We start from the raw sequence: 827 nt of genomic DNA, 5'->3' as shown, positions 1-827 counted from the left end.
CATGGCGAGACATGGGTTTCCATGGTCGAATTCGGCACGCCGATGAAGGCCGTCGGCCTGATGAGCTATGGCAATAGCAGCCAGCCCGGTTCCCGACACAATAGCGACCAGTTGCAACTGCTGGCCGACAAGAAATTCCGTACCTTATGGATAGACCGCACGGATGTGGAAGGGCATCTGGAAGAAAAGACCGTATTCTGAGCAATATCGCGATGGCTTGGGGGGTAAATGCTCCATTCCGCCGATCGACAATTCCGACCCATTCAAGAGGTTTAGAGGCTAACTTCTGACGCTCAGGAGCGGGCCGATTGCTCTTCCTGGCAACCGAGGACTTTTCGACAATCAGATTCTGTCGCGCGCCTAGAAAATTGCCTCGGCTGATGGATTGCGCTGGGCGGCGTTCATCGTTTCCGCAATGCCGATCAAATTCCGGTCCATGCTAAAGCAGATTATTGAATTGTTTCGCGAGCCTGTTAGGCTGCCTATGTGGGAGACGAGGACACAGAGCGGAGGAAATTGATCGAAGCGCTCCGGCAGGTAGCGGCCCATGATCGCGCAGCTCTCCATCTCGTCTATGACATGACGTCCGCGAAACTTTTCGGAATTTGCCTCCGTATCTGCGCTGACCGGGAAGCGGCGGAGGATATTTTGCAAGATGTGTACATCAAGGTGTGGAACCGGGCCGACAGGTTCGATGCTGCACGCGCCAGTCCGATCACCTGGCTGTGCACGATCGCCCGCAACAGCGCAATCGACTGGTGTCGTAGCGCCCGACGGCCGGCGACACTTCCGCAGGAGGCCGCTGAGGACATTCCCGACGAGGCACG

General features: G+C 56.7%; 2 protein-coding genes. Both read left to right on the top strand.

Annotated elements, in window-relative coordinates; genetic code table 11:
- Positions 1 to 201 (top strand): penicillin acylase family protein (locus tag JQK15_RS26510; protein WP_214869652.1); only part of this gene is annotated, 201 nt, incomplete at its 5' end.
- A gap of 315 nt (positions 202 to 516) precedes the next feature.
- The coding region (locus tag JQK15_RS26505; RefSeq protein WP_251008045.1) for a sigma-70 family RNA polymerase sigma factor at positions 517 to 827 on the top strand (311 nt) is incomplete at its 3' end.

Source organism: Sphingobium sp. BHU LFT2 (assembly GCF_018604485.1).
Lineage (GTDB): Bacteria > Pseudomonadota > Alphaproteobacteria > Sphingomonadales > Sphingomonadaceae > Sphingobium > Sphingobium yanoikuyae_A.
The sequence above is the reverse complement of the archived record's forward strand: the minus strand, read 5'-3'. Positions and strand labels throughout refer to the sequence as shown.